Here is a 26,113-nt window from a genome sequence, read left to right as displayed (position 1 = left end):
GCGGATCAGCCTCCCAGCTTAACGTCTGCCGGAAGCCCCGAGACCGGTCATACAAGTACACACATCGTCACCGACGGTCATGGCGGTCCGTCAGCCCGCCGCATGCCCCGCGTCCGCCGCCAACGTGTCGATCGGGACGCGCCCACCGCTCGGGGACAACAGGACGATCTCCACCCGCGACCCCGGGGTGGCGTCGACCGCCGCCTGGAGCCGCCGGGCCTCTGCCGCGTCGAAGACGACGACGCGGAACGCCTCCCCGGTATGCGGGATGAACGCGGCCAGGTTGTCGGTCCACCGCAGCGTCACCGCGTTGAGGGGATCGGCGCCGCTCTTCGGGTCGAACTCCGGCGCGCCGATCTTCGGCATGCCGGCGACCAGGTCCTGAAGTGCGCGGAATTGGTGGTTCATGACCGCGACCTGCATGCTCGTGATCGCGTTGTCCCACCCGCCCGGTGACGCGACGACGAGGGTCGGGACGCCGTCGCCGAGCATGCCCGCGTGGTACATGCTCCGCATCTCGCGCCCGTCGCTGGAGATGATCATGCCCTTGGCCCACAGCGTCCCCCACGTCGTGTCGGCGCCCGGCCGCCCCCACACGAACACCGGGGAACCCCAGCTGATTCCGCCCGCCACCAGCACCGCCGCGCCCGCCGCGACGACGGCCGTCCCCACGCGCCGGGCCCGCGCCCGCACGCCTCCGCCGACCGCCGCGTGCAGGGCCTCGCCGCGCAGCAGCAGCCCGACCGCGCCCGCGCCCACGAGCACGAGCAGCACCCACGCGTGCACGACCTTCTCCAGGTAGTACGACGTCTTCCCGACCGTCGCCCACTGGTACAGCGCGATCCCGACGACCACCGCCGCGCCCGCGACCAGTTGCCCGCCCATCGCGCACAGCGCGGGCGACCGGCGGACCCGGCGCAGACCGTACGCGACCAGCAGCAGCGCACCGAACGCGAGTATCACCGTGCGCGGGAAGGGCAGGATCACGCCGTCCACCAGCAGGTGGTCGCTCTCGTCGAGCGAACCGGCCAGATGCGGTGCGGCCACCGCCACCAGCGCCACCGCCGTCCCCACCCCGGCGACCACCGAGACGCGCCGCCACGCCGGCCGGAACCGGCGGCGGTTCAGCGCGAGGACGATCAGCGCGCCGATCCCCAGCGACGCCAGGTAGAGCGGATACGTGAAGGCGACGCCGACCGCGGACGCCGCGACGACCAGCGTCTGTTCGCCCGGCCGGTCCGGATAGCGCACGAGCGCGGCCGTACCGAGCACCAGCATGAGCAGGCCGAGCACTTCGGAGTCGAAGCCCTGCCAGAACAGCGACAGCATGATCCCCGTGGCGAGGAACGCGCCGACCGCGGCGAGGATGAACGCGCGCCGCCAGCCGGCCAGCATCGGCCCGGCCACCCAGCGGGCCGCCCACACGACCGCGAGGACGAGCAGCGCGTACCCGGCCACGGTGTACCAGTAGTAGCGCCGGAATTCGCCGTTCGCGGCACCCGGGTCGGTCGTCGAGCGGACGAAGACGTCCGCGAGCGCGTACAGGTAGCCCGTCCCGTTGGGGTACTGCTCGGCGAACCCGGGTGACAGGTACGGCTCGGCGGCGGAGACGTCGAGGAACGTGTACCCGCCGATGTGGTGGATGGCGTCGAACATGCTGTAGTGCCGCAGGCGGTCCCCCGTCCGGTTGACCGGGAAGAACGCCAGCTGGTCGGCGAAGCGCGCGCCGAGCGTCGGCCACGCGACCACGAGCCACGCCGCGACGCCGGAGCCGAGCACGAGCACGTCGCTGCCGAGCACGCGCCGCGGCAGCGACGGCCCGCGCCCGATCGCCGCGGCGGCCAGCACCACGCCGGTCAGCATCGTCCCGGCGACGGGCACCGGTGCCAGGCCCCACGGCCACAGCGAGAACAGCAGGCCGGCGCACAGCAGGCAGCCGAGCAGCAGACCTCCCGCGAGCATCAGCCGGTCGAGGAGAGTCCCGCCGGCCCGCAGCAGCGACGCGACCGCGAGGAGCATCGCGACAGGCAGCACCACGTCGATGCCCAGGGCATGCGTCACCAGCGGCAGCAGCCACGCGCAGGCGATCAGCACCAGGACGCGCACGAGGCGCGGCAGGCGGGCGAACCCCCCGCGCAGCGCCGCCCATTGCGCACCCGGAAAACGCTCGTCGGCGGTCATCAGCATCTCAACGCGCCCCCTGTTCACGGGCGGGCGGCTCGGGGGCTCCGGCCGCGGGACCGCCCTCGGAGTCCGGCTGCGCGTCCGCCCGACCCGACGTTACGTCGGCGGTGTCGTCCTCCCGCAGCAGGCGCCGGGCCAGCAGCGCCGCGACGGCGGCGCACAGCAGATCGGCGACGGTGAACAGCAGCCGCGACACGAGGGCCAGCGCGACCGCCTGGCCGCGCGGCATGGCACTGGCCAGCGAGGCCACGATGACGATCTCGCGGACGCCCGCGCCGGACGGCAGGACGAACGCGAAGACGCCGCACGTGAGTCCGATCGAGATGGCGCCCACGCACAGCAGCAGCGTGCCCGCGTCGGCGGGAGCGACCGCCCGCGCGAGGATCCACAGGTGCAGGCCGAAGAGCACGTACGCGAGCCCCGCGAGACCCGCCGTCCTCCCGACGGTCCCCCACGTCAACCGCAGCCTGACCGGCGGGCGTTTGAGCAGCTTGAGCGTGAACTGCCCCGCCCCGGCCAGGAATCGCGGGTGCAGCATCACGAAGCCGACCGGCAGGAGGACGAACAGCCATGCGGCGTTGGGCGCGTCGGACAGCAGCACCGGAAGCGCGAGTATGCCGAGCAGCAGCGACACGACCACCGACACGGCGACGTGCAGGAGCGACGCGGTGAACAGCCGCGCGCGCGAAACCCGTGCCTTGCGGCCGAGTTCGAGTTGCAGGACGTAGCTCCACACCGACCCGGGCACGTATTTGCCCAGCTGGCTCACGAGTTGGATCTGCGCGCCTTTGCGCAGGCCGATCGGCTTGCCCATGCTGTCGACGACCGCCTGCCACGCGAGCGTTCCGGCGACCATCCCGACCATGATCAGCACACCGCTGAACGCGACGGCGTACCAGGGCAGTTCGCGCAGCGTCGCTGCGACCTCGGACCAGTGCCGCAGGACGATGTACGCGATGCCCCCGACCGCCGCGACGAGCAGCACCGGGCGCAGCCAGGCGACCACGCGCGTGAACCGGCGCGTCCAGGTCCGCGACCGCGCGGCCGGTGCGCCGTCCTTGGCGGGGCTGTGCGCCGCCGTGTCCGCCGGCGGCTTGCCCGGTCCCGTCACCGCCGGGCCTGCGCGGTGCGGGCGGTGACGGTGGTCAGGCGGGTGAATTCGTGCGGCAGGTCGTAGCCGTCCCAGATGGGGGCGAAGGAGAGCGCGGCGCCGATCGGGACGATGCGGTCGATGCCGCGACCGCCCGCCGCGTGGGCGAACTCGGCGAGTTCCGCTCGGGTGAAGCCGAAGTGGGACAGCGTCTGGTCGCGGCGGCGCAGTATGGGGGCGAGGTCGGTGAGCCGCGCGACGGTCGCGGTCGGGAAGGTGCCCGCGCCGAGCCAGTCGCGGGGGGCGTCATGGGGGTCCGCGAGGTCAAGCACCGCGAGGGCTTCGTCGGCGGCGAAGGCCATGCGGGTGACGCGTCCGCGCGCGGCTTCGCCGTACGCCGCGACGCGTTTGTGCACGGCCATGGCGGGCTCGGGTGCCCCGCCGCGCGCGGCGATCAGCTCGGCCAGCCGGTGGAAGAGGTCGCGCCTGGCCTCGGCGGCGAGTGCCGGGTCGCCGACCCAGTAGAGCGCGCGGGGTGACGCGCACGCGGCCTGGTCGAACCAGTAGCTGTCGTTGTACAGGCCGAGAGCCGCCTGGTCGCGGTCGATGTCGTCGGCGGCGAGCCACGCGGCGGCGGAGAGGACGGCGAACGAGGACCGGTCGGGGAAGACGAGGTCGCGGGCCGCGGGCGGCAGCGGGGTGCGGCGCACGGCGGCGACGGAGTGGTCGCCGCCCCACACCACGCGCAGGTCGCACGCGGCGGAGAGGGCTTCGGTGACGCGGTCGTCGCGGTCGTAGGTGATCATCCGCTGGGTCGCCGCGAGGGCGGGGTGGGCCTCGGCGAGGGCCGTGGCGAGCAGGTCGAGCACGCGTTCGGCGGCGGCCCCGGAACGCGGCGAGACGCGCACGATGTTGCGGTTGCCGGTGAGTGCGGCCAGCGCCCAGGCGTAGACGAAGATCGTGTCGACGTTCGCGGGGGGAATGTGGAACACCAGCCCGCGCGGGAAGCGCAGCACGCGGGCGCCGGTCTCCGCGCCGGGGTCCGCCCCGGCGTCCGAGGCCGCGAGCCGCGCGAGTTGCGCGTCGAGTTCGGCGCGGCGCAGGAAGAAGCCCAGGGGTGCCAGCTCGGGATGCCGGCGGATCAGTGCGGGGTCGAGCAGGGCGCGGCCGAACGCGGCGAGGAAGTCGGCGACCCTCGGGTCCCCGACGGTGAGCGGGCCGTCCGGGACGTCGCCGGACATGTCGGCCAGGAGGTCGGACACCTCCCGGTCGGGGCCGGCCGGGAAGCGCTGACGGACGATCATGCGGCTTCTTCCCCTCGGGGGTTCGCGGACGGGGCCGAACCACCCGGCGCGGCAGGGGGCTCCGGCGGGACGTAGGTGTCGCTGCACCCGCGCGCCTCGGTGCGGGGCAGGCGGCCGAGGACGGAGAAGCGTTTTCCGGGCCAGTGGCCGTCGTCGACGCCGTGGACGACGCCGAGGTCCTCGGTGAGCAGGACGTGGCCCGGGTACGACCGGGGCAGGGTGCTCACGACCTCCAGCACCCCCGGTGTGCCGACCGGCTGTTCGCGCCATGTGTGCGGGTCGCGGACCACGACGTCGGCGAAGTCCGGGCAGTACAGCGCGTCGCCGTCGGGGCCTTCGACGAAGACCGTGCCGATCTGCTCGACCATGCCGTAGTAGTTGTGGATGCGGGTCAGGCCGGTGTCGGCGGCGAACTTCTCGCGGAACGTCGCGTTGTCGACCGCGCGTTCGGCGAGTTTCTTCCAGCCGCCGGAGTGCACGAGGACGCCGTGGGAGAGGTCGAACCGGTGCTCGGCGGCGACCTCGTAGAGGTACTGCCACACCAGGGAGGTGAAGCCGAAGATCAGGAACGGCGCGTTGCCGTGTGCGGCGAGGAAGTTCCGGACCGCGTCCGGGTCGGGCCGGCCGTCCGCGTCGAGGGCGTAGGCGTGGTCGCGGCCGAACGCGGCCATGCCGAGCACGCCGGCGCCGCGGGCCGAGAACGTCCGGGGGTCCTTGACCACCGAGGGCGTGTCGACCATCAGCATGGGCAGGCGCCGGCTGCCGAGGACCGCCTGCAGGGTGCGGGCCAGCGCGCGGCTCTGGTCGGCCGCGGCGGCCCGGTCCAGGTGGATCCGCGAGACCTCCGCGCCGGTGGTGCCCGACGACGTGAGGGTCTTGAAGATCTCGTCGCGGGGCACGCTGACCAGGTCGTGGTGCTTGAACAACCGGACGGGCAGCCACGGGAGTTCGGCGATCGTGGCGCCGGGGTCGCCGGGCGGGGTGCCGAGCGCGGCGAGGACGCGGTCGTACGCGGGGCAGTGGGTGCGGTGATGCGCGGTCAGCCGGTGCAGCTCGGGCAGCAGCTCGGTCTCGCGCCGCGCCTGGGTGCGGCCGAAGACGAAGCCTTGCTCGGTCATTCGGCGGCCTCCAGGGCTCGGTAGTCGATTTTTCCGCTGGCCAGCAGCGGCAGTGCGGGCAGGCCGCGGACGTCGAACCCGGAGGCGTGGACGCGCAGGCGCGCGGCGAGCGCGCGTCCGGCCTCGCGGCAGCGCTCGGCGTCGGCGCCTTCGAGCCACACGATGATCCGGTCGTCGCCGGGGACCGCGGCGGCGACACCGTGGCCGCGCAGCAGGTCTTCGAGGTCGTCGAGGCTGACGCGGGTGCCGAAGACCTTGCCGATGCGCTTGAGACGGCCGGTGATGGTCAAGAAGCCCTCGCCGTCGAGGCGGCCGAGGTCGCCGGTGGCGAGGACGCCGCCGAGGTCGTCGCCCCGGGCGAGGTCGTCCTCGTGCTCCGCGTACCCCATCATCACGTTGGGCCCGGTGTAGACGACTTCGCCGGCGTCCCCGTCCGATGCGCCGTCCCCGGCGGGCTGTTCGAAGGGGCGGATGGCGAACTCGCCTCCCGGGACGGCGAGTCCGGCGGTGCCGAGCTTGTCGGCGAGGCGGTCCGGCGGCAGGACGGCCATGCGCGCGGTCGCCTCGGTCTGCCCGTACATCACCACGAGTCGACCGTCGGCGCGCACCATGCGGTCCGCGAAGTCGCGCACGAGGGTGCCGCGCAGGCGCCCGCCGGCCTGGGTGAGGGTGCGCAGCGCGGGGTGGTCCTCGGGGGCGAACCCGATGCGGCGCAGCATCTCGTAGTGGTACGGCACGCCCGCGAAGCTGGTCGCGCGGTGCTCGTCGATGGCCTCCCAGAACGTGCGCGACAGCACGCCGTTGGGTTCGAGGAGCACGGTCGCACCGGCGACGAAGTGGCTGTTGAGCACCGACAGCCCGTAGCTGTAGTGCAGCGGCAGGCTGGTCGGCGCGACCTCGTCGGGGCCGATCGCCAGGGCGGACGCGATCGACCGGGCGTTGGCGAGCACGGCGGACGCGGACAGCCGGACGAGTTTGGGGTTTCCGGTCGATCCGCTGGTGGTCAGCAGGACCGCGAGCGCGGGGTGGGGGGTGGTGCCGGCCGGGTCGACGCGCACCCATCCGGCGGGTGCCGCGGCGCGGTAGCCGGGCGGTGTCGGCCCGTCGGCCCCGGTGACGGCGGCGGGGCGGAAGCGCGCGATGAGGAGTTCGAGGGTGGTGTGGTCGAGCGCGGGGTCGAGGAGCAGGACGGGGCGGTCGGCGGTGAGCGCGCCGAGGTAGCGCAGGACCCCGGGGATGTCCAGGGGCGTGAGCGCGAACACCACGCCGTCCGGAAGATCCGCCATCGTCTCGGCGGACTCCCCGACGCACCGCGTGAGTTCATCGCCGGCCAGGCGCGCGCTCGAGCGCGCGTCGAGCAGCGCCGCTCCGTCCGCGACGAGGAGTCCGGCGAGGGCGGCGCGGCCGGGCGGGTGTGTCCGGGGCCGGTCGGCCGCGTCGGCCGGCCGCGTCACAGGACCAGTCCCCCGTCGACGCCGAGGATCTGGCCGGTGACGAAGTCGGCGTCGGGGCCGCACAGGAAGCGGATCACGCGGGCGACCTCGTCGGCGGTCCCGACGCGGCCGAGCGGCGTGGCGCCGACGCGCTCCGCGATCACGTCGTCGGGCAGGTGGGCGATCATGTCGGTGCGGATGACGCCGGGCGCGACGGCGTTGACGCGGATGCCGTGCGGCCCGAGTTCCTTCGCGGCCGACTTGGCGAGGGCGGCGACCGCGCCTTTGGAGGCGGCGTACGCGCTCTGGCCCGCGTTGCCGCGTTCTCCGACGATCGAGGCGAGCAGCACGATCGCACCGCGGCGCTTGCGCATCATGACGCGGGCGGCGGCCTGGAGGCAGGCGAGCGTGCCCGCGACGTTGGTACCGAGCATGCGGTCGACGAGGTCGTCGCGGATCATGCCGATCAGCGCGTCCTCCAACACCCCGGCGTTGGCCACCAGGCAGTCGACGGTGCCGTGTTCGCGGGCGACGGAGGCGAAGAGCGCGCGTACGGCGGCGGTGTCGGTGATGTCGACGCCGTGCCCGGCGGCGCGCGTGCCGTGCTCGGACGCGACCTCGGCGGCGCGCTCCTTGGCGACCGCCTCGTCGCGCCCGGTCAGCACGACGGTCGCCCCGGCGGCGGCGAGGGCGTGGGCGGTGGCGAGGCCGATGCCGCGCGTGCCGCCGGTCACCACGCAGATTCGTTCATGCAGCGGCATGTCGGGGAGGTCAGTCACCGAGGCCCATCTCCCGCAGCATGTCGTACGCCACCTTGAACGCGCTCATGTCGATCACCTGGTCGGTGTCGAACTGCACCGCGAACTCGTCCTCGATCGCGGCGACGAGGGCCATGTGCCCGAGCGAGTCCCACTTGTCGATGTCGCGGTAGCGCAACTCCTCGATCCTGGTGCCGGGTTCGAGGTCGAGCGCCTGCGCGAAGACTCTCTTCAGCCGTTCCTTGGTGGACATGCGTCTCCCTTGCTGCCCTTGCCGGTTCGTCGGTCGTGGTCGGTGGTGTCGGGCCGCGTCACGCGGGGGCCGGTGTGGACCGCTCCCATGCGGTGAGCAGCGCCGCGATGTCGTCCGGGAGGCCGTCGGGCACCGCGCCGCGGCCCTTGACGTACTCGGCCATCGCCGCCGCGGCGTCTCCGTTCACGCCGCAGCGCGTGAGGCCGATCTCGTTGACCCCGACGGCGCGGGCCGGGTTGCCGACCGCGATGGTGAACGGCGCGATCTCACGGCGCACGCACGCGCCCATGCCGATCATCGCGCCGGGGCCGACCCGGCTGAACTGGTGGAGCACGGCGCTCATGCCGATGTTGGCGTACGTGCCGATCTCGGTGTGGCCGCCGAGTTGTGCGGAGCACGACAGCGTGACCGCGTCGCCGAGCGCGACGTCGTGCCCGGCGTGGCTGCGGGTGAGCAGGTAGCAGTCGTCGCCGATGCGGGTCGGGCGCTTGGTGCCCTGGTGCACGGTCACGTACTCGCGCAGGTAGTTGCGGTCGCCGATCTCCACGCCCTCACCGTCGAGTTCGCCGTCCCACGCGACGGGGTGCGGTCCGCCGCGCGACTCGGCCGCGGCTCCGATCGAGACGTGGGGGCCGATCCAGTTCCCGTCGCCGATCCGGCACGGCCCGAGGATCACGCTGTACGGTCCGACGACGTTCCCGTCTCCGAGGACGACGCCGTCGCCGACGACAGCGGTGGGGTGGATGCGGTTGGACACGCTGATTCCTGACTATCGGGGGTTTCCGCCGCCGCGCGGACCCGGCGTACCTCGGCCTCGACGTACTCGGCGTCGATCCGCCGGATGACCCGCGCGGGGTTGCCGGCGGTCAGGGACCGGTCCGGGAGGTCCTTGGTCACCGTGGAGAGCGGCTGGACGGTGACGAAGTCGCCGATGACGACGCCCGGCATGATCACGCTGTTGCCGCCGATGAAGCAGCCTTTGCCGATGCGGACCGGTTTGTGCTGGTTGAGATCCGACCCCGTGTGGTTGGCCAGCGTCATGTTGGCCAGCCAGCTGGAGTGCGTGAAGATCAGGACGTTCGGGCCGATGCTGGTGTGCTCGCCGATGCTGAGGCCGCCGCTGGCGTCGAGCACGGCGCCCTCGCCGATCCAGCAGTGGTCGCCGATCTCCAGGCGCTCGCGGTCGACGACCTTGGCGCGCTCGCGGATCCGGGTGGTCGGCGGCAGGCCGAGCAGCGCGGCGCGCTCCCGGTCGTTCATGTACTGGCCGACGAGGTCGGTGAGGATGCCGGGGCGCAGCCGGCGGCTGCGTTCGTCATCAAGGAACATCGGCGGTCCCCTCGGCCGAAGGGCTCGCGGGGGCGGGGCCGGGCGGTCGGCCGAGCATTCCGGCGAACACCTCCAGGTGTTGTTCCGTGACCCGGTCGAGCGTGAAGTGCTCGCGTACCAGTTCCCGCTGCCGTCCGGCGATGGCGGCGCGTTCGTCCGGGTCGTCGAGCAACCGGATCAGGGCGCGCGCCAGTTCGTCGGGGTCGCGGTGGGACACGAGGACGGAGTTCTCCCAGTTGCGCAGCCGGATGCCGGGGAAGTTGGTCTCGCGCACCGCGACGACGGTCGGGCAGCCGGCCGCTATGGCCTCCAGGCTCGCGGTGCCGCAGCCGCCGCCGGACAGGTCGTGGACCTCGATGTCGGCGGCGGCGAAGTAGGCCGGCACGTCCTGGGCGGGCACCTCGCCGACGCACACGACGGCGTCCCCGACACCGAGTTCGCGGGCGCGTTCGAGGAACGCGTCGTAGTAGACGGTGCCGACGATCACGAGCTTGGCGTCGGGGTACTTGTCGCGGACGGCCGGCAGCGCGTCGATCAGCAGGCGGCGGTCGCGCAGCGGGATGACGTGGCCCACCGAGGCGATCAACGGCCCGTCGCCCAGGCCGAGTTCGGCCCGGATGTCGCGGGTGGGCAGGGCGTCGAACCGCGTGGTGTCCACCGCGACGGGGATGTGGTCGAACCGGTCCGGCGCCACTTCGTAGCGGTCGGCGCAGTACGTCTCCATCAGTTCGTCCATGATCACGAAGCGCGGGGCGTAGCCGCGCAGGACGCGGCGCAGGAACACCCGGTCGATCGCGGAGAACGCCTTGGCGTAGACGGCACGCGGGCTCTCCAGGCGCGTGTGGACCGACAGCAGCACGGGGACGCGGCGCCTGCGCGCGTAGCGCCCGGTGAGCCAGGTCAGGTCGAGGAACTGCCCGTGCTGGTGGATGACGTCGGGCCGGAACGCGTCCAGGATCCGGCTGACGCGGCGCTGGTTGCGGCGCCCGCTCGCGAACGTGATGTCGAAGTCGATCGACAGCCCGAGCTTCGGCATCGTGAAGGCCGGCAGCCGGTGGATCCGGATCCCGCCCGCGATCTCGTACGCGGGTGCCCCCCGGTAGGCGGTGGTGAGCACCACGACCTCGTGGCCGCGGGCCGCGTACTCCCGGGCCAGGGCGGCGGACAGGTGCGAACTCCCGCCCACGCGCGGCGGGAAGAAGTTGTTGACGACGGCGATACGCACGGCGGGCCTTCGGTTCGCGGGGAACGGCTGCGGTCGGGGGGTGCTGCCGGGGAGGCGCTGGGGTCTCCCGCGGTCAGTCCCCCTCGCGCACCAGGTCGGCCATGCCCCGTTCGACCGAGACCAGCGGCTCCCAGCCGAGCACCTCGCGCGCCCGGCCGATGTCCGCGGCCCGCCGCGACACCAGCACGTCACGCGGGTTGAAGCGCGGCTCCATGCGCGCCCCGACGGCGTCGATCAGGATCTTGGCCAGTTGGGCGATCGACGTGTCGATGCCGGTGCCGATGTTGATCGGCATGTTGTCGCGCTCGGCCTCCAGCGCCGCGGCAACCGCCCGTGCGATATCGGTGACGTGCACGAAGTCCATCGACTGGTCGCCGCGCCCGTCGATCACCGGCGGCTCGCCGGAGCGGATGCGGTGCAGGAAGGTGTTGATCACCGACGTGTAGTACGCCTCGATCCGCTGGCCCTCGCCGTACACGTTGAAGAACCGCAGCGCCAGCCAGGAGAGCCCTTTGGTGCGCTGGTAGAAGCCGAGCAGGTCCTCGCCCATGCGCTTGCTGATGCAGTACGGCGTGAGCGGGTCGAGCGGGTCGTCCTCGCGCATCGGCAGCGTCTCGGGGTCGCCGTACACCGAGGCCGACGACGCGAACACCAGGCGCCGCACGCCGTGGTCGGCCGCGGCGGCGAAGACGTTGTGGTTCCCGGTGACGTTGATGTCGAGGCTTTCGTACGGGTCCGCGACGCTCTTGTTGATGGACACCGTCGCGAAGTGGATCGCGTGCGTGCAGCCCTTCATCGCGTGGTGCACCGCACCGCCGTAGCGCACGTCCTGCTCGATCAGCTCGACCCGCCCGGTCGCGGCGAACTCCTCCACGCGGGCCCGGTCGCCGCGCAGCATGTTGTCGAAGATGCGCACCCGGTAGCCGCGTTCGAGCAGGATCGGAATGGTGTGGCTCGCGATGAACCCTGCACCGCCGGAGAAGAACACGGTGGGGACGGACACGCTGGACTCCTCGTGGGTGGCGCTGTTCGGTGGGTGGGCCCGGGCGGCCGGGCGCGGCGGGTCCCGCGGCGGCGCGGGATCGGGTCAACGGCTGTTCTCGACCGCCTTCCGCAGGGCCGCCGCGACCCGCTCGACGTCGGCGTCGGACAACTCGGCGTGCATCGGGATCGCCAGCTGGCGCCGGAACAGGTCGGCCGACACGGGGCAGGCCTCGCGCACGCCGTAGACGGGCTGGAGGTGCGAGGCGTACGTGCCGAAGTTGCAGCCGATGTCCTGCTCGCGCAGCATCGCCGCGACGCGCCCGCGGTCGACGCCGGGGGCGAGCGTCACCGCGTACGACTGCCATGTGCCGGTGCGGTCGCCGGGTTCGCCGGGCGGCACGAGGCCGTCGACGTCGGCGAGGAGCGCGGCGTACCGGTCCGCGACCGCGCGGCGCCGCCCCAGCAGCTCCGGGAGCCGCGCGAGCTGCACCCGCATGATCGCGGCGCCCAGGTCGGAGAGCTTGTAGTTGTAACCCGGCTCGTCGAAGACGGGGATCGGCAGATCGGTGCGGCCTTCCCGCGCCCACGCGCTCTCCAGCCCGAAGGCGGCGAGCTTGCGCGCCTTCGCGGCGACCGCGGCGTCGTCGGTGACCAGGGCGCCGCCCTCGCCGCACGTGATGCCCTTGCGGCCGTGGAAGCTGAACGCCGCGACCGGCGCGAGCGAGCCCGCCGGGCGGCCCCGGTATGTCGCCCCCGCCGCGCAGGCCGCGTCCTCGACCAGGAACAGCCCGCAGCGCGCGGTGAGTTCGCCCAGGTCGGCGTAGTCGGCCGGCAATCCGGCGGCGTCGACCGCGATCACCCCGACGGTACGCGGCCCCACCATCGCGGCGACCGCGTCCGGGTCGACGGTGGCGGTGTCGGCGCGTACGTCCGCGAACACCGGGGTCGCACCGGTGAACAGCACGGCGTGCCCGGTCGCGGGGAACGTGTAGTCGGCGACGATCACCTCGTCGCCGGGCCCGACACCGTGCGCGAGCAGCGCGAGGTGCAGCGCGGCGGTGCAGTTGGCGACGGCCACCGCGTGGCCGACGCCGCACGCCGCGGCGAACTCCTCTTCGAAGGCGTGGCACGCGGGCCCCGCCCCGGCCACCCAGCCGGACCGGAAGACCTCGCCCACCGCCGCGAGCTCCGCCTCCCCCAGGCTCGGCCGCCCCAGCGACACGGCGCCGGGCGCCCCGGATTGCTCCGCCATGGCCTCTCCTGCCTGTGCTGTGCCGAACCGCCGAGCGTGCGGGCCCGAAAGCGCCGCGGGGTGCGTGCGCACGCCGCCGCGCCCGCCGTCGCCGCGACCGCGCAGCGCACGCCGCGTGCGCTGCGAGGGCGAACGCGGCCCGGCGCCGGGCGCCGACGCACCGGGCTTCGTGTCCTTAACCGGTGCGGGGCCCTCGGGGTTACGCGGCCAAAGCGGCGAATCATCCCCAACCCTGATGGGTCACCCAACCGGATCGACAGCGAGGCGCGCTCGGGACGGCGGGGAGGAGTCGTCCGCGGTCTCGTCGGGCGGGCACGACAACGGCGGGGCCGGGACGTCTTCGTCCGCCCGGCCCCGCCGTGTCCTCACACCGCGTGGTCCTCGTCCGCGGTGCCCTGGGACACCGCGCACCCACCGCCCCTCAGGCTTTGGTGAGCGCCTTCGCACCGCGCATGTGCACGGATTGCAGCAGTCCTATCGCGATCCAGATCGCGAACATCGACGATCCGCCGTAACTGACGAACGGCAGCGGCAGACCCGCCACCGGCATGATCCCGATGTTCATCCCGATGTTCTCGAACATCTGGAATCCGAGCCACGCCACGACGCCCGCCGCGATGATCGTGCCGAACAGGTCGTCCGCGTTGACGGCGATCCGCACGCCGCGCCACAGCAGCGCGGCGAACAGGAACAGGATGACCGCGCAGCCGATGAGGCCCAGTTCCTCGCCGGCCACCGAGAAGACGAAGTCGGTCTGCTGCTCCGGGACGAACTGGCCCTGGGTCTGGTTGCCCTGGAACAGCCCGGCGCCGGTCAGCCCGCCCGCCCCGACGGCCAGCCCCGCCTGCTTGACGTTGTAGCCCGCGCCGGCCGGATCGAGGTCCGGGTCGGCGAACGCCCGGAAGCGGTCGATCTGGTACTCGCTGACCATCCCGAGCTTCCACACCGCGAGGGCGACGACGACGGCGAGCGTGGCGAGGCCGACGAGCCACCGGATCCGCGCACCGGAGGCCAGCAGGATGCCCATGATGATGACGCCGATGACCATCGCGGACCCGAGGTCGGGCATCAGCATGATGACCCCGATCGGCGCCATCGCCAGCAGCACCGCCCAGAACACCGCGCGGTTTCCCGGCCGTTCGAGGTCGCCGGTGTCGACGCGCTCGGACAGCAGCATGGCCATGCCGAGGATGACCCCGATCTTGGCCAGCTCGGCGGGCTGCAGCGAGAACCCCGCGGGCAGCAGGATCCACGCCCGCTGGCCGTTGATGGTCGCACCCAGCGGGCTCAGCGCGGCGAACAGGCCGAGCATCGCGACGATGCCCACGAACGGCACGAGGACGCGCATCCGCCGGTGCCCCACCATCGCGACGATCGCGAAGAGCACCAGGCCGATCACCATGTTCAGCAGGTGCTTCTTGAGGAACGCCTGCGGATCGCCGCCGGTCAGGTGGGTGCGCGGCCGGGTCGCGGACCACACCAGCAGCGACCCGATCACCGACAGCGCGAGCGACGCGCCGAAGAGCACCCAGTCCAACCGGCGTACGGGCGCGTCGCGTTCCAGCGCGCGGGCCGCGAACGAGCGGGGTTCCCGGTCGTTCCCCGGCGACAGCTTCTGCAGGGTCGGCGGCCCGCCGAGGCCGAACGCCTTCGGCTTGGTCTGCCGCATCTTGAGGCCGATGTTCACACGAATCGCCCTCCCCGATACGGCACCCGGTCGGGTGGCAGCGCCCCCGGCGCCTCGTAGGCGACCGCGGTCGCCCCTCCGCTCGGCGCCGGTGCGAAGGGCGGCTCGAAGGTGTACGACGCGACCGGCGCGGCGGCGGAGCTGTCGGCGTCGATCGCCGGCAGCGCGGCCGGCGGCGACGGCAGCATCGCCCGGGCCGGGTCGATGTTGCCCTGCTCGTCGACGCCGTACAGCGCCTCGTAGATCTTGCGGACACTCGGTCCCGACGTACCCGAACCGGTGCCGCCCTGGCTGACCATCATGACCACGGCGTACTGCGGGCCGTCCGTCGGTCCGCCAAACGTCGCGAACCACGACGTCGACTGCTTGTTCTGCACCGACCCCGTACCGGTCTTCGCCCCTATCGGCAGCTTGTCCATCGGCCACGTACCGCCGAAGACCCCGGCCGCGGTGCCGTTCACCGACACGCCCTGCAACGCCGTCTTGAGGTACGCGAGCGTCTGGGGGCTTATCGGCAGCTTGCCGCTGACCTCGGGCTGGATCTCGCGGACCACTCGGCCGTCCGGGGCGACGACGGCCTTGCCGATCGTCGGCTCGTACAGCGTGCCGCCGTTGGCGACCGCGGCGTACACGCGCGCCATCTGCAGCGGCGTCACCAGCGTCTCGCCCTGGCCGATCGCGAAGTTGACCGCGTCACCAGCCCGGAACTGCCAGCCGTCGATGCAGTTCTCGTGGTTGACGAGCCTCTGCTGAGCACTCAGCTTGGGGTCCTCGGCGTTGCGGCACCACGTGGCCTTGTTCTGCTCCCACTCCGCGCGGCGCACGCTCTGGTCGACGATCCGGCCGGGCACCTCGCCGGGGATGTCGATGCCGGTCACCGAGCCGAGGCCGTAGGCGCGGGCCATGTCGACCATCGGGTGGTGCGTGCCCTGGAGACCGCCCTGCTTGAGCCACATGTCGTACGACAGGCCGTAGAACACGGTGTTGCACGACACTTCGAGCGCACGGGCCAGCGAGATGTCGCCGTAGGCGGATCCTTCGAGGTTGTTGAAGGTGATGCCGCCGACCGTGATGCTGCCCGGGCACGGGTAGTTGCCCTTGAGCGAGTAGCCGTTCTCGGCCGCCGCCGACGTGGAGATCACCTTGAAGATCGAGCCGGGCGCGAACTGGCCCTGTATCGTCCGCGGCATCAGCGGCGTCCCGGCCTCGGGACTGCTCAGCGTCTCGTAGTCCTTCGCCGAGATCCCGCCCACCCAGACGTTCGGGTCGTACGTGGGCGCGCTCGCCATCGCGACGACGCGGCCCGTCTTGACGTCCATCACGACGACCGCGCCGCTGTCGCCCTCGAAGAAGCGCCCGGTGTTGCCGGAGTCGAACGTGCCGCGTGCCCGCAACAGCGCTTCCTGGAGCTGTTGTTCGGCGACCGCCTGGATCCGGGCGTCGATACTGGTCACCAGGTGGTTGCCGGGGATCGACGGCGTCTCCGAGACCGTTCCGGTGACGCGTCCGACGTTGTCGACCGACAGCCCGGTGACCCCCGCCTGGCCGCGCAGGTCGGCGTCGTACGTGCGCTCGAGGCCGCTGCGGCCGACCTGGTCGGACCGCTGGAGTTCGTTCTTGCCGTCTTCCTTCTGCTTGGCCAGCTCCTCGTCGGTGACCGGCGAGAGATAGCCGAGCGTGTGCGCGGCGTTGACGCCCTCGGGCGCCGGATACGCGCGGACCGCGGTCGGTTCGGCGGTGATGCCGGGGAAGTCCTCCCGGTGCTCCATTATCGCCAGCGCCTGTTCCGTCGTGGCGCCCTGCATGATCGGGATCGGCTGGTACGGCGAGCCGTTCCAGCACGGCTGCGACACCTCGGCGTCGCACAGCCGGATCTTCATCTTCAGATCCTCGGCGGGCATGCCCAGCACCTTGGCGAGCCGCTCCAACACGGCCTCGCCCTTGTCCGGTTGCTTGAGCAGTTCGGTGCGGCTGGCCGAGACGACGAGCGTGGTGCGGTTGGCGACCAGCGGACGGCCCTGGTCGTCGAGAATCGCGCCGCGCACCGCCGGGGTCACGACCTGGCGCACGTTGTTGCTGACGGCCGCCTTGCTGTATTCGTCGCCTTGGCGGATCTGGAGGTACCACAGTCGACCGAACAGGGTGATCACCAGCGACAGGACGAGCACCTGAAGGATGATCAGTCGGGCCCGGACGCCGTGGGCGCCGTCACCACGCGAACGCCCGGCGTTCGTCAGGCTGGGCATCATCGGCGTATCACTCCCACGTTGTCGTGCGTCCTGCGGGGATCTCGGGGACGGGGATGCCGGCGCCGCCGGTCGGGGGCTCGGCGGTTCAGACGGGCAGCATGGGCTGCGGATCGGTGCGCCGTGCGCCCGCCATGACCAGCGGCACGACGAACGGCGAGAGGAGCGCGTCGTAGACGACCGCCGTGATCAGCAGGCGGCCGATCCCGGAGTCCATCGCCGCGGAGTCGCCGACCACCGCGCCGACGGCCGCGTAGAGCAGGGTGGTCAGTGCCGCGAGGAAGACCACGACGAGGATCGGGGTGAGCACCGACTTGCGGTTGCGCATCGAGAACATCCCCGCGACGTAGCCGGCGACGCACAGGACGAACGCGTAGCGCCCGGCGGCGTGGTCGGCCGGCGGCGCGAGGTCGGCGCACAGCCCGGCGGCGAACCCGATCACGCATCCCGCGGACGGTCCGTAGGTCATGGCCATGCCGACCACGACGAGCAGCAGCAGGTCGGGCACCGCGCCCGGCAGGCCGAGCCGGGCCAGCACGCTCACCTGGAGGACCAGCGCGACGACGATGAGGACGGCGGCGTACAGCACCCGTGCGACGGCCACCGGTCAGCCCCTTCCGGTCGTGGTGTTCGGCTGCGGGGTTCCGCCGGCCGCGGCCTCGGGGCGCGCGGGCGGCGTCGTCGCGGGCGGCGGCGCGGCCACCGGGGCGACCGGGGCGGGCGGTTCGGGGGTGGGCGCGGGCGGCAGCACCGCGTCGCGCGGGTCGGTGCGCGGCGGCTCGACGACGACGCCGACGGTGTCGAGGCTGCTGAACCGCACGAACGGCTTCACCTCGACGGTCTTGGTCAACGTGCCCGGGGTGGAACGGATTTCGGTGACCTCCCCGACGGGGACGCCGGGGACGAACGGGCGTCCGCCCTCCGAGCCGAACGTCACGAGCCGGTCGCCCGTCTTCACCTGGGCCTGGCCGTTGAGGAGTTGCAGGCGCATCGGGTGGTCGCCCTGGCCGTTCGCGATCCCGATCTCCATGGAGCCGGCCATCCGCGACCCCACGGAGAAGCCCGGGTCGGTCGCGAGCAGCACGGTCGCGGTCATCGGGCCGACGGTCGTGACGCGGCCCACGAGGCCGTCGCCGTTGAGGACGGTCATGTCGGTCTTGATGCCGTCGCGGCTGCCGGCGTCGATGGTGACGGTCCACGAGAAGCCCTGGGCGGGACCCACCGCGACGACGCGGGCGGGCTTGATGCGGTACTGGCCGACCGACGCGACCTTGAGGAGCTTGTCGACCTCGGCGGCGCGGTTGCGGTCCAGTTCGATGTACTCCAACTGCTGCCGGAGTCTGGCGTTTTCGGCTTCGAGCTTCTTCTTCTCGTCCCCGTGGTCGCCCGCGTCGCGGACCGCGTCGACGACGTCGCCGATCGGGTCCACCGCCGACGCGGTCGCCCGCTCGGCCGGGCCGAAGACCGCCGAAGCCCAGTCGCGGGCATGCGACATGGGCGAATTCCGGCCGCCGCGGATGTCCACGGTGATCAAGGCGAAGGAGATCGCGAGCAACAGCACGAGGACCATGCGGCTGCGGCGGGAGTCCCTCACGGTGCGCCCCGCTCCCTTCCTAACCGATCGAGCGTGCCTGACTGACGAGCATGCCTGGCTGACGTGGGTGGTGGATCGCCGAAGCGCGGTCGGAGCGTCCGGCTGTCACCTGCGGGGCTGCGCGTCCAGCACCTGCTGGAGCGCCTCGTACTCCTCGACGCACTTCCCGGCTCCCAACGCGACCGAGTCCAGCGGGTTGTCGGCGATGTGGATCGGCATGCCCGTTTCGGCGCGGAGGCGTTCGTCGAGCCCGCGCAGGAGCGCGCCGCCGCCGGTGAGCACGATGCCGCGGTCCATGATGTCGCCGGAAAGCTCCGGCGGGCACTTGTCGAGCGTGGTCTTGACGGCGTCGATGATCGTGTTGACCGGCTCCTCGATCGCCTTGCGGACCTCGCCGGTGGAGATCACGATCGTCTTCGGCAGGCCGCTGACGAGGTCGCGCCCCCGGATCTCGCTGTGGGCGTCGTCGCCCATGTCGAACGCCGAGCCGATCGACATCTTGATCTCCTCGGCGCTGCGTTCGCCGAGCAGCAGCGAGTACTCCTTCTTGACGAAGTTGATGATCGCCATGTCGAGTTCGTCGCCCGCGACGCGGATCGACTGCGCGGTCACGATACCGCCCAGGGAGATCACCGCGACCTCGGTGGTGCCGCCACCGACGTCGACGACCATGTTGCCGGTCGCCTCGTGCACGGGCAGGCCCGAGCCGATCGCGGCGGCCATCGGCTCCTCGATGATGTGGACGCTGCGCGCGCCGGCCTGGCTGGACGCCTCGACGACGGCGCGGCGCTCGACCCCGGTGATCCCGCTCGGCACGCAGATCACGACGCGCGGGCGCGCGAGGTAGCGGCGGCGGTGCACCTTGAGGATGAAGTAGCGCAGCATGCGCTCGGTGATCTCGAAGTCGGCGATCACGCCGTCCTTGAGTGGCCGGATCGCGACGATGTTGCCCGGCGTGCGGCCGATCATCTTCTTCGCCTCGGCACCGACCGCGAGGATGCCGCCGGTGGAGGTGTTCTTGGCGACGACGGACGGCTCGTTCAGGACGATGCCGCGGCCTCTGACGTACACCAGCGTGTTGGCCGTGCCGAGGTCGACTGCCATGTCACGACCGATGAACGACAAATTGTTCGCCATGAAGCAACCAGGGCCTTCCGGAGCTTTTTTGAGCCTTTGTGAGCCACGAGGAGGTGAACCGGCCTGCTGCGCGCGGCTGGGACCGGTCTTAATCGTAGGCGTGCCACGGCGAGCGGAACACCTGCGAAACACGATGACGTGATCATCAGACCGACGGTTGCGTGCCACGCACGGCAATGGGGTCATTTTCGGCTTGCCACGCCCAAGGACCACCCGAAGGGCGCAGGACTGACGGCAACCCGGGTGGAACTCACCGAAAACGGAGACTACCCACCGAACGCCGCGGAAAGGTTGACATCCGCGGGGGTGTCGCCGTGTCGTGGTGACACCGGTCGGCGCGCGTGCCGTCCGTGATGCCCCATCAGGCGAGGTGCGGGAAAAAGTTCTTGATCTCGCGCTCGGCCGACGCCGGCGAGTCGGATCCGTGCACGATGTTCTGCTGGGTGACCGTGGCGAGATCGCCGCGGATCGTCCCGGGAGCGGCCTTGATCGGGTCGGTGGCGCCCGCGAGCGTACGGAACGCCTCGATGACGCGCTCGCCTTCGACGACCATCGCGACCGACGGCGCCGACGTCATGAAGTCGACCAGGCTCGGGTGGAACGGCTTGCCCGCGTGCTCCTCGTAGTGGCGTTCGATCGTCTCGCGGTCCATCACCCGCAGGTCCAGCGCGGCAAGTGTGAAGCCCTTGCGCTCGATTCGGCCGATGACCTCGCCGACGAGACCGCGCCGGACACCATCAGGCTTGACGAGGACAAGCGTGCGCTCGGACACAGGGGCACTCCTGACACGGTTGGGGAATCCACAGGGCTCTTTCGAGCCACCGCGTCCGAGCCTATCCAGCGCGGAGGCCCCGGCGTCAGGTGCGTGCGGCCTTCGCGGCGTCGATCGTCCGTCCGACCCGGACACACGCGTACCAGATGGCGGCGAAGAACGCTCCGACGACGAACATCATCGGCACCACGAAGCCGGCCGCGATCAAGGCGATCTGCAGTGCCCATCCGGCGGACACCGCCCACGGCTCGGAGAGTTTGGCGCACAGCAGGACGCACAGGACCGCCGCCGGACCCGCCACACCCCACAGGACTCCCGTGGAGACGTCGCTCAGCGACATCGCCACCAGGGCGCCGAGGCAGATCACGATGGCTTCACCGATGAGATGGGTGGAACACAGGGTGCGCACCGGTCATCCCCTTCCTTGCCGTCCTCCGGTGAGCAGCACACGCGCCTCGCCCACCGTCACCACCGACCCCGTGATCAGCACCGCGGCCCCGCCCAGGTCGCCTTCCTCCTCCGCGAGCCGCACCCCGGCGTCGATCGCGTCGTCCAGGCGCGGGACGACCTCGACGCGTTCCTCGCCGAAGATCTCCACGGCCAGCGCCGCGAGTTCGTCGACCGGCATGGCGCGCGGCAGGGAGTTCTGGGTCACCACGATCTCCGCGAAGACCGGCTCGAAGGCCTCCAGGATGCCGCGGACGTCCTTGTCGGACATCGCCGAGACGACCCCGACCAGGTGGGTGAAGTCGAACGACTCCGAGACCGCCTCGGCGACCGTCCGCGCCCCGGCCGGGTTGTGGGCGGCGTCCAGGACGACGGTCGGGCCGCGGCGCACGATCTCCAGGCGGCCCGGCGACGTCACGCCCGCGAAGGCCTCGCGCACGATCTCGACGTCGAGCTTGCCGGTGTGGTCCAGGCCGACGCGCTGCCCGGTGCCGACGCCGAAGAACGCCTCGACGGCGGCGAGGGCGACGGCGGCGTTGTGCGCCTGGTGCGCGCCGTGCAGCGGCAGGAAGATGTCGTCGTACTCCCCGGCGAGGCCGCGCAGCGCCACGAGCTGCCCGCCCACCGCGAGGTCGCGGCGGACGACGCCGAACTCCATGCCCTCGCGGGCCACCGTCGCGCCGACCTCGACGCTGCGGCGCAGGAGCGTTTCGGCGGCGTCCAGGGGCTGTTGCGCGAGGACGGCGAGTGCGCCCGGCTTGATGATGCCGCTCTTCTCGACCGCGATGTCGCCCGGGTTGTCGCCGAGTTTTTCGCTGTGGTCGACGGCGATCGGCGTGACCACCGCGACCTGCCCGTCGGCGACATTGGTCGCGTCCCAGGCGCCGCCGAGGCCGACCTCGACCACCGCGACGTCGACCGGCGCGTCGGCGAACGCGGCGAACGCCATGCCGGTGAGCACCTCGAAGAAGGACATCGGCAGCGGTTGCGCGGCGTCGACCAGCTCCACGTACGGGAGGATGTCGCGGTAGGCCTCGACGAACCGCTCGTCGTCGATCGGCCGGCCGTCGAGGCTGATGCGCTCGGTCATCGCCGTCACGTGGGGGCTCGTGTAGCGGCCGGTGCGCAGCGAGAACGCGTGCAGCAGCGCCTCGATCATGCGGGCCGTCGACGTCTTGCCGTTCGTCCCGGTGATGTGGATGACCGGGTACGCGCGCTGCGGTTCGCCGAGCACGTCCATGAGCGCGGCGATGCGGGCCGTGGACGGCTCGATCTTGGTCTCCGGCCAGCGCGCGACGAGCTGGGCCTCCACGGTGCGCAGGTCGGCGGCGGGGTCAGTCACGGGCTTCACCGGTTCACGTCGGATCGGGAGTTCGGGTCTCGCCGCGCGGGGACGCGGCCGGGGCGGCCGGCCGCGGTGGTTCCCGCGGCGACCGGTGCCGGGCCGGGCGGCGCCGCCCTCGCGAGGCGGGCCGCCCGGCACACGGACACCTGATGCACAGTCACCTTCCCGTCGCGGCCTCAGGCCGGGGGCAGTCGGTCGAGTTGGGCGCCGATCCGGACGATGTCGGCCTCCGCGGTGGCCAGTTGGGTGCGGACCTTGGCGATCACCTCGGCCGACGCCTTGCCCAGGAAGCCCTCGTTGGCGAGCTTCTTGGTGCACTGCGCCCGCACCTTCTCGGCCGCCGCGCGGTCCTTCTCCAGCCGGCGCCGCTCGGCGGGCACGTCGATCGCGCCGGACAGGTCCAGCTCGACGAGCGCGCCCGCGATCGGGAACGACGTCGTGGCGGCGAACCCGTCGGCGTCCGGCTCCAGGCGGGCGAGCGTCCGGATCGGCGCCTCGTGGGCGGCCAGGGCCGTACCCGCCAGCGTGAGCCGGGCCGGGACCTTCTGGCCGGGCTTGAGGCCTTGGTCGCCGCGGAAGCGGCGGATCTCGGTGACGACCTGCTGAAGGGTCGTCACCTCGGCCTCGGCGGCCTCGTCGCGGCGGCCTTCGGGCTGCGGCCACGCGGCGACCACGAGCGATTCGCCGCCGGTGAGCGTCGTCCACAGCTCCTCGGTGACGAAGGGCACGATCGGGTGCAGCAGGCGCAGCGTGACGTCGAGGACGTGGCCGAGCACCCGGCGCGTGGCGGCGGCCTGCGGGCCCCCGGCCTGGAGCGAGATCTTGGCCAGCTCGACGTACCAGTCGAAGACCTCGTCCCACGCGAAGTGGAACAGCGCGTCGCTGAGCTTGGCGAACTGGTAGTCCTCGTACAGCGCGTCGACCTCGGCGACGGTCGCGTCGAGCCGCGAGAGGATCCACCGGTCGACCGTCGAGAGCTCCTCGGCGGGCGGCAGCGGGCCTTCGACGGTCGCGCCGTTCATGAGGGCGAACCGGGTCGCGTTCCAGATCTTGTTGCAGAAGTTGCGCGAGCCCTGGACCCATTCCTCGCCGATCGGCACGTCGGTGCCCGGGTTGGCGCCGCGCGCGAGCGTGAAGCGCAGGGCGTCGGTGCCGAACTCGTCCATCCAGTCGAGCGGGTCGACGGCGTTGCCGAACGACTTCGACATCTTCTTGCCGAACTGGTCGCGGACCATGCCGTGCAGGGCGATGGTGTGGAACGGCGGGGTGCCGTCCATCGCGTACAGGCCGAACATCATCATCCGGGCGACCCAGAAGAAGAGGATGTCGTAGCCGGTGACCAGGACGGAGGTCGGGAAGAACTTGTCGAGGTCCGGGGTGCGTTCGGGCCAGCCGAGCGTGGAGAAGGGCCACAGGCCGGACGAGAACCACGTGTCGAGCACGTCGTTGTCCTGCCGCCAGCCGTCGCCCGAGGGCGGCTCCTCGTCGGGGCCGACGCAGACGATCTCGCCGTTCGGGCCGTACCAGACCGGGATGCGGTGGCCCCACCACAGTTGGCGCGAAATGCACCAGTCGTGGAGGTTGTCGACCCAGCCGAAGTAGCGCGACTCCATGTCCTTCGGGTGGATCGCGACCCGGCCGTCGCGGACCGCGTCGCCGGCGGCCTGCGCGAGCGGGCCGACCTTGACCCACCACTGGAGCGACTGGCGCGGCTCGATCGTGGTCTTGCAGCGCGAGCAGTGGCCGACCGCGTGGGTGTACGGGCGCTTCTCCGCGACGATGCGGCCCTCGGCGCGCAGCGCGGCGACGATCGCCGACCGGGCCTCGAAGCGGTCGAGGCCCTGGAACGGCCCGTGGGCGGTGATGACCGCTCGTTCGTCGAGGATCGTGAGGGACGGCAGGTTGTGGCGCTGCCCGATCTCGAAGTCGTTCGGGTCGTGCGCCGGGGTCACCTTGACCGCGCCGGTGCCGAACTCGGGGTCGACGTGCTCGTCGGCGACGATCGGGATCCGCCGCCCGGTGAGCGGGAGTTCGATCTCGGTGCCGATGAGGTGGCGGTAGCGCTCGTCGTTGGGGTGGACCGCGACGGCGGTGTCGCCGAGCATCGTCTCGGCGCGCGTGGTGGCGACGACGATCGCGGTGCCGTCGGCGTCGGCGCTGCCGTAGCGGATCGAGACCAGCTCGCCGTCGTCGTCCTGGTACTCGACCTCGATGTCGGAGATCGCGGTCAGGCAGCGCGGGCACCAGTTGATGATCCGCTCGGCGCGGTAGATCAGGCCGTCGTCGTAGAGGTTCTTGAAGATCGTCTGGACGGCGCGGGACAGCCCCGCGTCCATCGTGAAGCGCTCGCGGCGCCAGTCGATGCCGTCGCCGAGCCGCCGCATCTGGCCCAGGATCTTGCCGCCCGACTCGGCCTTCCACCGCCAGACACGCTCGACGAACGCCTCACGGCCGAGGTCGTGGCGGGACAGGCCCTCCTTGGCCAGCTCGCGCTCGACGACGTTCTGCGTCGCGATGCCCGCGTGGTCCATGCCGGGCTGCCACAGCGTCTCGTAGCCCTGCATGCGCTTGCGGCGGGTCAGGCTGTCGATCAGCGTGTGCTCGAACGCGTGGCCGAGGTGCAGCGAACCGGTGACGTTCGGGGGCGGGATGACGATGGTGTAGGCCGGCTTCTCGCTCTTCGCATCGGCCTCGAAGTAGCCCGCGGCTACCCAGCGCTCGTACAGCTTGGCCTCTACCTCGGCAGGGGCGTACTGGGACGAGAGTGTCTGCGCCTGGGCAGCGGTCGCGGAGGAAGAAGTCTCGGTCACAGTGCCCAAGTCTACGGATGCCCGGGGGCCGGCTCCGCACCATATACGGGCACGGGCCCGGGGCGCCGTGCGCGGGCGGCCCGCACCGGAGGCGAACCCGGTCGGCCTCCCCGCGGCCCGGGGCGGCGGGCGCCCGTCGCGTCGCGGTCCCGTCGCGGTCGCGGCGGTGCGGTCACCGCCTTGTCACCGTGGTGTCACCGCGGTTCTCCGGCTCCGGAAACCGCTGGTGGGGCCGGTAGTGTTCGAGCCCGAGCCGGAGAAGTGCCGCACATGGGGGGTCATGGGCGGACGTGGACCGATCCGGCAAACCACATCCCTGGGGGGATCACCATGCGTACCCGCACTCCTGCCGTCAAAGCCGCCCTCGTCACGGCGGTGTTGGGCGCACTCGCCCTGACCGCGTGCGAACTGCCGGGCCAGAAGGACAAGGACGACGCCGCCGCGAGCACCGCGGCGAGTCCGTCCGCGGCGGCCCCGGCGTCCGACGAGCCCGCGAACGAGCCCACGCCGCGCGGCGAGCCGCCGGTGACGCGGACGCCCTCGGGCTCCCCGACCGGCAAGGGCTCCGCGACCGCGACGTCGACCGCGGCCGGCGCGCGGGGGCCGCGCGTCCTGATCTCCGCCGGGTTCACCGCGGGGTACGAGCGCCTGTCGGGCCCCGGCATGCCGACCGACGTCCCCGTCGATCCCGGGGAGATGACCGATGACAACAACCTCGTCGTGGCCGCCTACGGCAAGAGCGCCGACGCCGCGCGCGAAGTGCTCTTCGTGGGGGTCGACGGCCTGACCGCGGTCGACGGCAAGCGCATGGAGCACATGATCCGCGGCATGATCGACTACGTGAACGGCGACGGCGGCAGCGTCCCGCAGGGCGTCTCCATGCAGGCGTACGCCGCGGGTCCCCTCGGCGGCACGCTGGAGTGCATGCCGGCGCAGGACGCCTACCCGGCCGCGATCTGCGCGTGGGCCGACACCAACACCGTCGCCGTCGCGTACTTCGACAAGCTCTCCGCCGACGCGGCGGCGGTGCGGTTCGCGGAGATGCGCACCGACATGGAGAAGTAGGCGCCGCGGGCGCGGCCACCGACCACGACGAAGGCCCGGATTCCCGTACGGGAGCCGGGCCTTCACGGATGCGGCGCCGC

Annotated in this window: 20 protein-coding genes and 2 pseudogenes; 1 reads left to right on the top strand and 21 read right to left on the bottom strand. The window is 72.1% G+C overall.

Annotated features, from left to right (window positions below; genetic code table 11):
- Positions 1 to 90: 90 nt before the first annotated feature.
- From LO772_RS23155 to LO772_RS23055, 21 genes and pseudogenes are all read right to left on the bottom strand, one after another.
- Positions 91 to 2,181 carry a hypothetical protein gene (locus tag LO772_RS23155; protein WP_231773949.1) on the bottom strand — a complete coding sequence of 697 codons (2,091 nt, stop codon included), beginning with the start codon at positions 2,179 to 2,181 and terminating at the stop codon, positions 91 to 93.
- 7 nt (positions 2,182 to 2,188) lie between these two features.
- On the bottom strand, positions 2,189 to 3,295 hold the full coding sequence (locus LO772_RS23150) for a lysylphosphatidylglycerol synthase transmembrane domain-containing protein (RefSeq protein ID WP_231773948.1): 1,107 nt from the start codon (positions 3,293 to 3,295) through the stop codon (positions 2,189 to 2,191).
- Positions 3,292 to 4,578 carry an acyl-CoA reductase gene (locus tag LO772_RS23145; RefSeq protein ID WP_231773947.1) on the bottom strand — a complete coding sequence of 429 codons (1,287 nt, stop codon included), beginning with the start codon at positions 4,576 to 4,578 and terminating at the stop codon, positions 3,292 to 3,294. Before LO772_RS23145 ends, LO772_RS23150 begins: the two co-directional genes overlap by 4 nt.
- On the bottom strand, positions 4,575 to 5,696 hold the full coding sequence (locus tag LO772_RS23140; protein WP_231773946.1) for a LuxE/PaaK family acyltransferase: 1,122 nt from the start codon (positions 5,694 to 5,696) through the stop codon (positions 4,575 to 4,577). The genes LO772_RS23145 and LO772_RS23140 overlap by 4 nt, the downstream gene beginning before the upstream one ends.
- Positions 5,693 to 7,150: an AMP-binding protein gene (locus LO772_RS23135; RefSeq protein WP_231773945.1), complete on the bottom strand. Its 1,458-nt coding sequence runs from the start codon at positions 7,148 to 7,150 to the stop codon at positions 5,693 to 5,695. The genes LO772_RS23140 and LO772_RS23135 overlap by 4 nt, the downstream gene beginning before the upstream one ends.
- On the bottom strand, positions 7,147 to 7,908 hold the full coding sequence (locus LO772_RS23130) for an SDR family NAD(P)-dependent oxidoreductase (RefSeq protein WP_231773944.1): 762 nt from the start codon (positions 7,906 to 7,908) through the stop codon (positions 7,147 to 7,149). The genes LO772_RS23135 and LO772_RS23130 overlap by 4 nt, the downstream gene beginning before the upstream one ends.
- On the bottom strand, positions 7,901 to 8,140 hold the full coding sequence (locus LO772_RS23125; RefSeq protein ID WP_231773943.1) for an acyl carrier protein: 240 nt from the start codon (positions 8,138 to 8,140) through the stop codon (positions 7,901 to 7,903). The genes LO772_RS23130 and LO772_RS23125 overlap by 8 nt, the downstream gene beginning before the upstream one ends.
- A 58-nt stretch (positions 8,141 to 8,198) precedes the next feature.
- Complete coding sequence (locus LO772_RS23120) at positions 8,199 to 8,897, bottom strand: hypothetical protein (protein ID WP_231773942.1); 699 nt, start codon at positions 8,895 to 8,897, stop codon at positions 8,199 to 8,201.
- Positions 8,813 to 9,469: an acyltransferase gene (locus tag LO772_RS23115; protein ID WP_231773941.1), complete on the bottom strand. Its 657-nt coding sequence runs from the start codon at positions 9,467 to 9,469 to the stop codon at positions 8,813 to 8,815. The genes LO772_RS23120 and LO772_RS23115 overlap by 85 nt, the downstream gene beginning before the upstream one ends.
- Positions 9,459 to 10,694, bottom strand: coding sequence for a glycosyltransferase family 4 protein (locus LO772_RS23110; RefSeq protein ID WP_231773940.1), 1,236 nt, complete (start codon positions 10,692 to 10,694; stop codon positions 9,459 to 9,461). Before LO772_RS23110 ends, LO772_RS23115 begins: the two co-directional genes overlap by 11 nt.
- Positions 10,695 to 10,767: 73 nt before the next feature.
- On the bottom strand, positions 10,768 to 11,697 hold the full coding sequence (locus LO772_RS23105) for an NAD-dependent epimerase/dehydratase family protein (protein WP_231773939.1): 930 nt from the start codon (positions 11,695 to 11,697) through the stop codon (positions 10,768 to 10,770).
- A gap of 84 nt (positions 11,698 to 11,781) precedes the next feature.
- Complete coding sequence (locus LO772_RS23100) at positions 11,782 to 12,930, bottom strand: DegT/DnrJ/EryC1/StrS family aminotransferase (RefSeq protein ID WP_231773938.1); 1,149 nt, start codon at positions 12,928 to 12,930, stop codon at positions 11,782 to 11,784.
- 421 nt (positions 12,931 to 13,351) lie between these two features.
- Positions 13,352 to 14,617 carry a rod shape-determining protein RodA gene (rodA, locus tag LO772_RS23095; protein ID WP_231773937.1) on the bottom strand — a complete coding sequence of 422 codons (1,266 nt, stop codon included), beginning with the start codon at positions 14,615 to 14,617 and terminating at the stop codon, positions 13,352 to 13,354.
- Complete coding sequence (mrdA, locus tag LO772_RS23090; RefSeq protein ID WP_443089463.1) at positions 14,614 to 16,863, bottom strand: penicillin-binding protein 2; 2,250 nt, start codon at positions 16,861 to 16,863, stop codon at positions 14,614 to 14,616. The genes rodA and mrdA overlap by 4 nt, the downstream gene beginning before the upstream one ends.
- A 100-nt stretch (positions 16,864 to 16,963) precedes the next feature.
- Positions 16,964 to 17,467 (bottom strand): annotated as a pseudogene (gene mreD / locus LO772_RS23085) (rod shape-determining protein MreD); the annotation flags it as partial.
- A gap of 3 nt (positions 17,468 to 17,470) precedes the next feature.
- Positions 17,471 to 18,457, bottom strand: coding sequence for a rod shape-determining protein MreC (gene mreC, locus LO772_RS23080; RefSeq protein ID WP_231773935.1), 987 nt, complete (start codon positions 18,455 to 18,457; stop codon positions 17,471 to 17,473).
- Between the two features lie 105 nt (positions 18,458 to 18,562).
- Entirely contained in the window at positions 18,563 to 19,582 is a 1,020-nt protein-coding gene (locus LO772_RS23075) for a rod shape-determining protein (protein ID WP_269453244.1), read from the bottom strand.
- A gap of 373 nt (positions 19,583 to 19,955) precedes the next feature.
- Positions 19,956 to 20,366 carry a nucleoside-diphosphate kinase gene (gene ndk, locus LO772_RS23070; RefSeq protein ID WP_231773933.1) on the bottom strand — a complete coding sequence of 137 codons (411 nt, stop codon included), beginning with the start codon at positions 20,364 to 20,366 and terminating at the stop codon, positions 19,956 to 19,958.
- An 85-nt stretch (positions 20,367 to 20,451) separates the two neighbouring features.
- Positions 20,452 to 20,775, bottom strand: coding sequence for a DUF4233 domain-containing protein (locus LO772_RS23065; protein ID WP_231773932.1), 324 nt, complete (start codon positions 20,773 to 20,775; stop codon positions 20,452 to 20,454).
- A 3-nt stretch (positions 20,776 to 20,778) separates the two neighbouring features.
- Positions 20,779 to 22,209: pseudogene (gene folC / locus LO772_RS23060) on the bottom strand (bifunctional tetrahydrofolate synthase/dihydrofolate synthase); the annotation flags it as partial.
- A gap of 125 nt (positions 22,210 to 22,334) precedes the next feature.
- On the bottom strand, positions 22,335 to 24,968 hold the full coding sequence (locus LO772_RS23055) for a valine--tRNA ligase (RefSeq protein ID WP_231773930.1): 2,634 nt from the start codon (positions 24,966 to 24,968) through the stop codon (positions 22,335 to 22,337).
- A gap of 330 nt (positions 24,969 to 25,298) precedes the next feature.
- Between LO772_RS23055 and LO772_RS23050 the strand changes: the two genes are divergently transcribed.
- Positions 25,299 to 26,033 carry a hypothetical protein gene (locus LO772_RS23050; RefSeq protein WP_231773929.1) on the top strand — a complete coding sequence of 245 codons (735 nt, stop codon included), beginning with the start codon at positions 25,299 to 25,301 and terminating at the stop codon, positions 26,031 to 26,033.
- Positions 26,034 to 26,113 lie beyond the last annotated feature (80 nt).

Source organism: Yinghuangia sp. ASG 101, assembly GCF_021165735.1.
In the GTDB taxonomy this organism is placed as follows: Bacteria; Actinomycetota; Actinomycetes; order Streptomycetales; family Streptomycetaceae; genus Yinghuangia.
Note: the sequence above shows the minus strand (reverse complement) of the source record. Positions and strands in the feature narration are given on the sequence as shown.

Bases quoted from the DNA above. Each gene is read 5' to 3' on its own strand.
- LO772_RS23155 (WP_231773949.1), bottom strand. From the start codon at position 2,181: ATGACCGCCGACGAGCGTTTTCCGGGTGCGCAATGGGCGGCGCTGCGC.
- LO772_RS23145 (WP_231773947.1), bottom strand. From the start codon at position 4,578: ATGATCGTCCGTCAGCGCTTCCCGGCCGGCCCCGACCGGGAGGTGTCC.
- LO772_RS23140 (WP_231773946.1), bottom strand. From the start codon at position 5,696: ATGACCGAGCAAGGCTTCGTCTTCGGCCGCACCCAGGCGCGGCGCGAG.
- LO772_RS23125 (WP_231773943.1), bottom strand. From the start codon at position 8,140: ATGTCCACCAAGGAACGGCTGAAGAGAGTCTTCGCGCAGGCGCTCGAC.
- LO772_RS23115 (WP_231773941.1), bottom strand. From the start codon at position 9,469: ATGTTCCTTGATGACGAACGCAGCCGCCGGCTGCGCCCCGGCATCCTC.
- LO772_RS23100 (WP_231773938.1), bottom strand. From the start codon at position 12,930: ATGGCGGAGCAATCCGGGGCGCCCGGCGCCGTGTCGCTGGGGCGGCCG.
- mrdA (WP_443089463.1), bottom strand. From the start codon at position 16,863: ATGCCCAGCCTGACGAACGCCGGGCGTTCGCGTGGTGACGGCGCCCAC.
- LO772_RS23050 (WP_231773929.1), top strand. From the start codon at position 25,299: ATGCGTACCCGCACTCCTGCCGTCAAAGCCGCCCTCGTCACGGCGGTG.